The sequence below is a fragment of the Planctomycetota bacterium genome (genome assembly GCA_016872555.1).
Taxonomy (GTDB): domain Bacteria; phylum Planctomycetota; class Planctomycetia; order Pirellulales; family UBA1268; genus F1-20-MAGs016.
The window spans coordinates 21,001-29,422 of record VGZO01000047.1 but is presented as its reverse complement, the minus strand read 5'-3'; the positions used below and the strand labels follow the sequence as shown (position 1 = coordinate 29,422).

Sequence of the window (8,422 nt, the reverse complement as noted above, 5' to 3'; positions counted from 1 at the left end):
ACCACGGGTGGCACGTCGGCAAGTCGATCGAGGTCGTGCCGCATCTCCGAGCGGCGTCGCCGGCTGCCCTGTACTGGACCGGTGAGGGGCGGAAGGTGCCGAAGATCCGGTTCCGCCGCGGGACGGTGGTGCACCGGCGAAAGCTGACTGCCGTGCCGACGGGCTTCGAGGGGGACGACGAGGAGTCGTGAGGGCGGGGCCGAAAACCCCAACAGGGCGACAAACGCAGTTCAGCCGCTTAAAAAGCGCTGTCCGGGCGGTGTCCACGAGGGCACCCGTCGCTACTCCTTGGGAGACGGGAATTTGTGACGCTGTCCCGTCTGTCCCGGGGTTTTCCACGGTGGAAATCGGCGGCCGGGGGAGGGGAGGAGGGAGGCGGCGATCAGCGGCTCGCGACCACCTGCTCAGGGCTATGCCGTCTCCGTCGTCGTGGCGTCATCGAAAGTCTCCTCCCACAAGCGGGCAACGACCTTCATAACGCCTGGATCAGGTTTTCGGATGCAGGCCAAAATGAACAGGGCCCGGCCCGCGGCCGGTCGGGGCCACGGAGGTCTTTTCCCCACATACAGAGCCGCGGATCGTCGATCGCTCTCGATAGCATGGGATTCCCAGGTCGAATACATTTCGGGTCCAAACTTCGCTGAATTGCCGTTCGGCGAGACGATCTCGATCGATCTTCTGCCACCTCACCCCGTCGATGACCGGAGACCGATGGCGACGATACCCGGTCTTCCCGACCCCTCCGTCGCCCGTCACCGGGTGCTGCTGATCGACGATCAGCGGCTGATCGGCGAGACGGTCCGCAAGATGCTCGCGGACCAGGCCGATCTGGCCTACGAGTTCTGCCACGACCCGGCCTCCGCTCCGGCGCTCGCCGATCGCTTCCGGCCGACGGTGATCCTCCAAGACCTCGTCATGCCCAACGTCGACGGGCTCGACATGGTCCGCGCCTTCCGCGCCGCCCCCGAGACCGCGGCCGTTCCGATCATCGTGCTGTCGGCCAAGGAGGAGGCGGTCGTCAAGGCGCAGCTGTTCGAGGCCGGTGCCAACGACTACCTCGTCAAGCTCCCCGACCGGATCGAGCTGGTCGCGCGGATCCGCGTCCACTCCGAGGCCTACGAGCGGCTCATCGAGCGCAACGCCGCCTACGCCGCGCTCGAGAAGTCGATCGCCGACCTGGCTGCCGAAAAGGAGAAATCGGAGCGGCTGCTGCTGAACATCCTCCCCGCCGAGATCGCCGACCGGCTGAAGAACGGCGGCGGCACGATCGCCGACCACTTCGACAGCGTCTCGGTGCTGTTCGCCGACCTGGCCGGGTTCACCGAGTATTCGCAGCGTGCCGACGCCGGCAGCCTCGTGGCGATGCTCGACGAGGTGTTTTCCGCGTTCGACGCCCTGGCCCTCGAGCACGGCGTCGAGAAGATCAAGACGATCGGCGACGCCTACATGGCCGTGGCCGGTCTCCCCGCGCGCCGCCCCGACCACGCCCGGGCCGTGGCCCTGATGGCCCTCGGGATGCAGGAGCAGATGGCCGACCTCGCCGCGCGGCGCGGCCTCGCGCTGCGGCTCCGGATCGGGATCCATTCGGGGCCGGTCGTGGCCGGCGTGATCGGCAAGCACAAGTTCAGCTACGACCTGTGGGGCGACACGGTCAACACCGCCAGCCGGATGGAATCGCACGGCGAGGTGGGGCGCGTCCACGTGGCGCAGTCGACCCGCGACCTGCTCGCCGACTCGTTCCGGTTCACCGAACGCGGCGAGGTCACGGTCAAGGGGAAAGGGACGATGCGGACCTACTTCCTCGACGGGCCGGCGTAGCCGGTGGCCGGGGCCCGTCTCAGTGCCAGCGCCGCAGCCACCCGCGCCGCCAGAAGACCACGACCATCGCCACGGTGGTCGCCACCATGATCGCCGCGGCGACGATCGCCCCGTAGCGGAAGCGGAGCAGCGGCATGTTCCAGGGCGAGGCGGTGTCGAAATTCATGCCGTAGTAGCCGGTGATGAACGTCAGCGGCATGAACACCGTGGCGATCACGGTGAGTAGCTTCATGACGTCGTTCATCCGGTTGTTGATGCTCGCCAGGTAGATGTCGCGGAGGTCGCTGCCGATCTCGCGGTAGTTCTCCGTGATGTCGAGCAGCTCCATCGTGTGGTCGTAGGTGTCGCGGAAATGCTGCCGGGCATGGTCGCCGACGAAGGCCGTCGGCTCGCGCCCCAGTCCGTGGAGCACGTCACGGGTCGGCCACAGCGCGCGGCGGAGGGTCATCAGGTCGTTGCGCACGTCGTGGATCTGCCCGAGCAGGTCGCGCGTCGGGTTTTCGATCGCCTGCTCCTCGAGCGCCTCGAGCCGGTCCCCGAACCCCTCGAGCACCGGGAAATAGCCGTCGATCACGGCGTCCAGCAGCAGCGCGCAGAGGTGGTCGGCGCCGAGATGCCCCTGCCCGAGGCGCGTGCGCCCGTTCCGGATCCGCTCGCGGACACTGGCAAACCCGTCGGGCACCGTCCGATCGTGGAACGTGATCACGTACCGCTCGCCGAGGAAGATCGCCATCGGATCGGTGACGATCGTCACCCCGTCGAGCCGCGGCAGCCGCACGGCGACGAGCAACTGATGCCCGAACACCTCGAGCTTCGGCCGCTCGTCGGGGGTGACCGCGTCTTCGAGGGCGAGGTCGCCGATCTCGAAGATCCGTCCGACGGCCCGGATCGCCTCGGCGTCCTCGAAGCCGTCGACGTCGAGCCACACGACCGGCCACTTTTCCCGAGCGACGGTCAGCTCCGTCGGCACCGTCACGGTCGTCTCCTCGACGATGCTGCCGTCGCAGGCGGTGAGCCGCAGCCGTGTTGGCTCGCCGCCGGCGCCGGAATCGGTGTCGAGCACCGCGGCCGCGGGCAACCCCGATCCGCGTCCCGGGCGGCTCCGGCGGCGGCGGTGCTTACGGCGCGACACGGCAGGGACCTCTCGGGGACAGTGAAGACGCTATCCTACGGGGATGGGTCGCACCGCGCCACGCTCGCCGATCGGAGACGCCCTCGTGTGGGCGTATCGGATCATCGGCGTGGCGATCGCGATGTTCCTTCCCGCCGTGGCAGGCAACTGGCTCGACGAGCGGCTCGGGAGCCGGTTCCTCGGCGGTGCGGCCCTCGTCATCGGCTTCACGGGGGGGCTGGCGGCGCTGGTGCGAACGGCACGTCCGCAGCGGCCGACCCCCTGACCGACACCGTCGACTGTAGGCGTCTTCACGAGCGAGCGAACCGCGATGACACGGTTGGTGCGACGGTCGGGAAAGGTGACGATCGCCGGGGCGGTGCTCCTGGTCGGCGTCGCCGGCGCAGTCGCTTTGACGCAGACATGGTGCACGGCCGATCGCCCCGGTGGTCGTCGCGCGGTCATGCTCGGTTTGGCCGCCACGCTGCCCGGCTTCCTGCTGGGGTGGGTCGCGGCTCGGCAGCCGTTTTCCTCGGCGGCTACCGGCGCTGCCAACGCGCTTGCGGCAATGCTCGTCCGCCTGGCGGTTCCGCTGGTGGCCATCGGCTGGCTGTCCCGCCAGCCCCGCGATGTGGCCGCCGTCGCCCCCGCCGACCATGTTTTGGGGGCTTATTTGGCCCTGCTGGCCGCCGACATCGGGCTCCACGTCGTGCTGCGACGGGAAGCCGCCCCGGCCCCGCCCGTACCGAGGGTCACCCGGGGAGAAGGGGTGGCCGATTGACCGTTGCGCCGCTTCACAGCACACTCTCCGCACGGTTGGGTCGCGGGTCGGCCCCGGCGGTCACGGCTGACTGCGGGTCGGCCCAGCCCATGGGCGGTGTCGGAGGGGCACCGCGGCAGAGCGAGTCCGACGGCCCGAGCCAGGAGTGACGCGGTTTCATGTCGGCCAATCCGATCTACCACCTGAAGGACTCGTATTTTTTCGAGGTCCCCAAAGCGCTCTGGCCGCGGTCGTGGAAGTCGCTCGACGAAGTGCCGGAATTCCTCCGTGTGCCCTTCGAGCGCGACCGCCTCCCGATGCCATCGGTCGCCGAGTTCAACGAGGCAATGTCCGGGAAGATCCTGATCCCGCAGCCGTTCGGCACGCTCGACAGCCTTTTCGAGAAGAAATCGGGGCTGTGCATCTCCAAATACATGATCTTGGAGTTGCTCCTGGCCGGGATCATGTTCCTGCTGTTCACCCGGCTCGCCGAACGGCTGCGCGGCGGGACGCCCGCGAAAGGGGCGATGGCCAATCTGTTCGACGCCATGATCCTGTTCGTCAGGGACGGCATCGCCAGGCCGGCGATCGACAGCCACGATGACCATGGCCACGATGACCACGACGGCGGCGATCACGCGCATCGGTACGGCAACGATCATCCACAGCGTGGTGATGGCGACCATGGTGGCTCAGCTCACGTCATGCTCCCGGAACACGAAGGCGACCGCTTCGTGCCGCTCTTGCTGACGCTGTTTTTCTTCGTGCTGGGCTGCAACCTGCTCGGCATGGTGCCATGGGCCGGTTCGCCGACGGCGTCGTTTTCCGTCACACTCGCCCTTGCCGGAGTGACCATGGCGACCGTAGTGATCGCCGGCATGAAGAAATTCGGGGTCGTCGGCTTCTTTCTCAATCAGGTTCCGGCCATGGACCTGCCGCTGCCGCTGGCGATCATCATCAAGCCCCTGGTCTTTGCGATCGAGATGCTGGGTTTGCTCATCAAGCATGGCGTACTGGCCGTCCGGTTGCTGGCAAACATGTTGGCCGGTCACTTGGTCCTGCTGGGCATCATGGGATTGATCACTGCGGCCGCCAGCTACTCGACCGGCATGTGGGCCACGGTCACCGGGATCAGCGTCGTGAGCAGCACGCTGTTCAGCGTCCTGGAACTGTTCGTCGCCTTCCTTCAGGCCTACATTTTCACCTTCCTGTCGGCCCTGTTCATCGGGTCGGCGGTCCATCAACACTGATCGTTTTCCAACCGTCTCCGTTCAGTCGGTTCGCATTCCCCCCGAATCCGGGCACCGCCCCGGTCCCCTTTGTTGCAAGGAGCTCGTTGATGATTCGTTCGTTGTTCTCCGTCCGCACCGTAGCCGCCGTCGCGGCTCTCGCTCTCTCGCTCGCGTATGCCGATCTGGCCAGTGCCCAGGAGGCGGCGGGCTCGGGTCGCACGCTGATCGACCTCACGCCGTACATCGGCATCGGCTTGGCGGTGATCGGAGCGGCCTTCGGCATCAGCCGTCTGGCCGCCGCGGCCTACGAAAGCATGGCCCGTCAGCCAGAGGTGGCGGGCAGCATCCAAACGGCGATGATCATCGCGGCGGCTCTCATCGAAGGGTTTACGTTCTACGCGTTGTTCCTCTGCACCCCAAAGTGATCGGTGAAGCGATCCGGCGTGCCGGGTGACCTTCCCGGAGAGCATGCCGCGGCCGTCGGCCGGGACGTCGCTGTGGTCCCTTCGGCACCACCGCGTCCCGGCCGGGCCGCGGAGCGAGGAGTTCTTCTCGTAGCTGGCGTTTCGATACCCTCCGTTCGAGTGAGCGTCATGAGTCATCTTTTCGTCGGTCTTTCGTCCCGTAATCGCGTCGGGATCGCCGCGCGTGTGATCGTCACGTGTGCAACGGTCCTGTGCGCTGCTCCAGCGGCGTTCGCAGCCGATGACGGTCACGGCGGGCACGGCGACCACCACTACGAAATTGGCCATAACCCGCCGCCCGGAGTTTCGGTGAGTGATTTCGAGAACCCGGGTCCGCCGTCGATCCGAGGCGATCTCGCTTTTTGGTCGCTGGCGGTGTTCGCCGGATTGCTGTTCCTGCTCACGAAGTTCGCCTGGAAGCCGATCATGGACGGCCTCCAGAAGCGTGAGGAGGGCATTGCCCGGCAGATCGCGGAGACGAAGGCCGCCAACGCGGAAGCCAAACAGATGCTCGTGTCGTACGAGCGCCGGCTCGCCGAAGCGGCCGACGAGGTCCGCGGCATGCTCGAGGAGGCCCGCCGCGATGCCGACTCGACCAAGCAGATGATCATCGCCGAGGCCCGCAAGGCCGCCGACGAGGAGAAGACCCGCGTCCGCCACGAGATCCAGCTCGCCAAGGACGACGCCCTCTCGCAGATCGCCGAGAAGGCCGGGCACCTCGCCGTCGAGGTGGCGGGGAAGTTCCTCCGCGAAAAGCTCGGCTCGGAAGAGCAGTCGCGGCTGGTCCGCGAGTCGGTCGCCAGCCTCTCGAGCCGGCCGAGCGTGAACTGAAGCCCACAGCGACCGGAACGCCCACGATGAAGCGCCGCGCCACCGACACCAAGCACGTCGACATCGCCGCCGACCGCGTCGCCAAGACGTACGCGCAGGCGATCGTCGAAGCGGCCGAGGCTGCCGGCTGCCGCCGCGAGGTGATCGCCGAGCTCGGTGCCCTCGCCCGCGAGGTGATGCCGCGCGTCCCGGAGGCGGCGGCGGTGTTCGCGTCGCCGAAGGTGCCGCCGGAGGAGAAGGCCCGGATCATCGACCGGCTCGCGAAGGGGCGGCTCCGCGAGACCTCGGTCAACTCGCTGCACGTCCTCGCCCGGCACGGACGGCTGGGGATGCTCGGCGCCGTCGTCGACGCCGCCGAACGGCTCGCCGACGCCCGCGAGGGTCGGCGCCAGGCGACGTTTACCACCGCCCTGCCGCTCGACGCCGCCGAGCAGGCGCGGATCGTCGCCGACACCGAACGGGCCCTGTCCGCCACGCTCGTCCCGTCGTTCGCCGTCGATCCCGAGATCATCGGCGGGCTCGTCGTCCGCGTCGGCGACACCATCTACGACCAATCGGTCGCCACCGCCCTGTCGCGGATCGGTGGCCGCCTCCACGAACGCAACATCCACGCCATCCAAAACGGGGAGTACTCATGGCCAACCTGACCGACGAGATCGCATCCGTCCTCCGCGAGGAAATCTCGCGCTTCCAGGCTGGGATCGACGTCCGCGAAGTGGGCCGCGTCCTCGAGGTGGGCGACGGCATCGCCCGCGTCTGGGGTCTGTCCGGCGTGATGGCCGGCGAAATGGTCGAGTTTCCCGGCGGGATCACCGGCCTGGCGTTCAACCTCGAGGAGAACTCGGTCGGCGTGATCATCCTTGGCGACTACCTCCAGGTCACCGAGGGGGACGAGGTGAAGAGCACCGGCCGCCTCCTTTCCGTGCCCGTCGGCGACGCCGTCGTCGGCCGCGTGCTCGACCCGCTCGGCAATCCGCTCGACGGCAAGGGGCCGGTGGTCACCGACCTGCGCCGTCCGGTCGAGACGCTCGCCCCGGGCGTCGCCGAGCGGTCCCCCGTCCGTGAGCCGATGCAGACGGGCATCAAGGCGGTCGACGCGATGACGCCGATCGGCCGCGGCCAGCGCGAGCTGATCATCGGCGACCGCAAGACCGGCAAGACGGCGATCGGCATCGACGCGATCATCAACCAGAAGAACAGCGGCGTGAAGTGCTTCTACGTCGCCGTCGGCCAGAAGGACTCGTCGGTCGCCGTGGCCATCGACACGCTCCGCAAGTACGGCGCGATGGACTACACCACGGTGATCGTGTCGGGCGCCAGCGCCGCGGCGCCGCTGCAGTACATCGCCCCCTACTCGGGCACGGCGATGGCCGAGCACTTCATGTACAACGGCCAGCACGCCCTGATCGTGTACGACGATCTCTCCAAGCAGGCCACGGCCTACCGCCAGCTGTCGCTCCTCATGCGGCGGCCGCCGGGGCGCGAGGCCTACCCGGGCGACGTGTTCTATGCCCACAGCCGGCTCCTCGAGCGCTCGGCCAAGCTCTCCAAGGAGCTCGGCGGCGGCTCGCTGACGAGCCTGCCGATCATCGAGACGCTCGAAGGCGAGGTCTCGGCCTACATCCCCACCAACGTGATCTCGATCACCGACGGCCAGATCTACCTCCAGCCCGACCTGTTCTTCGCCGGCCAGCGCCCCGCGATGAACGCCGGTATCTCGGTGTCGCGCGTCGGCGGTGCCGCGCAGACCAAGGCGATGAAGAAGGTCGCCGGCGGTCTCCGCCTCGACCTCGCCAGCTTCCGCGAGCTCGAGGCCTTCGCCCAGCTCGGCACCGATCTCGACGCCGCCACCCAGTCGCGGCTCGACCGCGGCTACCGGATGGTCGAGCTCCTCAAGCAGGGCCAATACGCCCCGATGGAGGTCGTCGACCAGGTGTTGAGCATCTACGCGGGGACGCGCGGCCATCTCGACGAGGTGAAGCGCGACGAGGTGGCCGATTGGGAGAAGGGCTTCTTGACGTTCGTGCGCGACCAGATGCCCGAGGTCCGGAAGCGGATCGACGAGTCGAAGGAGCTCGATGCCGAGGGGGAGCGGATGCTCGAGGCGGCGATCGCCGAGTTCAAGCGGCAGCGGGCCGCGAAGGCCGGCGGCGGTGCCAAGCCGCTCGCCGCCGCCCGCTGATTCCCCCCGACCGCGTCACCAGCG

At 68.0% G+C, this 8,422-nt stretch carries 9 protein-coding genes; 8 read left to right on the top strand and 1 reads right to left on the bottom strand.

Going from position 1 to position 8,422, the window contains the following annotated elements; genetic code table 11:
• The first annotated feature begins 498 nt into the window (after nt 1–498).
• Nucleotides 499–1,818, top strand: coding sequence for a response regulator (locus FJ309_13975; GenBank protein MBM3955700.1), 1,320 nt, complete (start codon nt 499–501; stop codon nt 1,816–1,818).
• 19 nt (nt 1,819–1,837) lie between these two features.
• On the opposite strand, the gene corA is transcribed toward FJ309_13975, so the two are convergent.
• Nucleotides 1,838–2,950 carry a magnesium/cobalt transporter CorA gene (gene corA, locus FJ309_13970; protein ID MBM3955699.1) on the bottom strand — a complete coding sequence of 371 codons (1,113 nt, stop codon included), beginning with the start codon at nt 2,948–2,950 and terminating at the stop codon, nt 1,838–1,840.
• A gap of 85 nt (nt 2,951–3,035) precedes the next feature.
• Here corA and FJ309_13965 point away from each other — a divergent pair, with 85 nt between their 5' ends.
• From FJ309_13965 to FJ309_13935, 7 genes are all read left to right on the top strand, one after another.
• Entirely contained in the window at nt 3,036–3,215 is a 180-nt protein-coding gene (locus FJ309_13965; protein ID MBM3955698.1) for a hypothetical protein, read from the top strand.
• 75 nt (nt 3,216–3,290) lie between these two features.
• Nucleotides 3,291–3,710: a hypothetical protein gene (locus FJ309_13960; protein MBM3955697.1), complete on the top strand. Its 420-nt coding sequence runs from the start codon at nt 3,291–3,293 to the stop codon at nt 3,708–3,710.
• Nucleotides 3,711–3,868: 158 nt separating this feature from the next.
• A complete protein-coding gene (locus FJ309_13955; GenBank protein ID MBM3955696.1) occupies nt 3,869–4,939 on the top strand; it encodes a F0F1 ATP synthase subunit A in 1,071 nt (356 codons plus the stop codon).
• Nucleotides 4,940–5,028: 89 nt separating this feature from the next.
• Entirely contained in the window at nt 5,029–5,346 is a 318-nt protein-coding gene (atpE, locus tag FJ309_13950; protein MBM3955695.1) for an ATP synthase F0 subunit C, read from the top strand.
• A gap of 168 nt (nt 5,347–5,514) precedes the next feature.
• Nucleotides 5,515–6,216: a F0F1 ATP synthase subunit B gene (gene atpF / locus FJ309_13945; protein ID MBM3955694.1), complete on the top strand. Its 702-nt coding sequence runs from the start codon at nt 5,515–5,517 to the stop codon at nt 6,214–6,216.
• A 26-nt stretch (nt 6,217–6,242) separates the two neighbouring features.
• On the top strand, nt 6,243–6,863 hold the full coding sequence (atpH, locus tag FJ309_13940) for an ATP synthase F1 subunit delta (protein ID MBM3955693.1): 621 nt from the start codon (nt 6,243–6,245) through the stop codon (nt 6,861–6,863).
• The gene (locus tag FJ309_13935) at nt 6,851–8,398 is read left to right on the top strand and encodes a F0F1 ATP synthase subunit alpha (protein MBM3955692.1); all 1,548 of its coding nucleotides are present in this window, start codon (nt 6,851–6,853) and stop codon (nt 8,396–8,398) included. Before atpH ends, FJ309_13935 begins: the two co-directional genes overlap by 13 nt.
• Nucleotides 8,399–8,422 lie beyond the last annotated feature (24 nt).